This is a genomic window from Flavobacterium sp. GQ95, assembly GCF_059758655.1.
On record NZ_JCAXEB010000066.1, the window covers coordinates 1 to 569 of the forward strand.

Annotated in this window: 1 protein-coding gene; it reads left to right on the forward strand. The window is 41.3% G+C overall.

Annotated features, from left to right (window positions below; genetic code table 11):
• Positions 1-228 precede the first annotated feature (228 nt).
• Positions 229-569, forward strand: a 341-nt coding sequence (locus tag AC6CH4_RS25950) for a hypothetical protein (RefSeq protein WP_498108229.1), incomplete at its 3' end; no start/stop codon positions are given.

Here is a 569-nt window from a genome sequence, read left to right on the forward strand (position 1 = left end):
ATCCCTATTGAGACGTATCCCAATGTAGATATTTCCATAGCACCTAGTTTTCAAATCGTCAGTATGCTCGAGCAGCAAAGTTCAACTGCCTATTCAAAACAGCTCTTTGCCTATTATGGAGCTGTTTCCAATATGAAGGGACTGGGCTTTCTGGGCTTTCGCTCGACTATGAGAACCAACTGGCATAAAGATTCATCAGATATAATATCGAGTATTTCCAAATTTGATATGAACCTCAGGGGTGCCAATACCGAGAATTATACAGTGTTGTCTTTGGCCTCCCCATCAGCAGATGCTCCTGTTTCCTATATTTCGAAAACCGTCCTCTCTTACAATAGTCCGGCAGATGCCCTGCAGGGAAATAAAGTTTTTAAACTCAAAAACACCCTGGTCCAGCAGTTCAATGCCCTTGAGAACACCAGCAGCGAAACGACAAAGAGTTATGACCCTTACAATAACCCCACAGAAATAAAGATAACTACTACAGAAAAAGGAGCAGCGGAAGTTATTCAGACTACAGTAAATACTATAGCCTATAATAATTTACCAGACGTGACTCCGTATTTTGT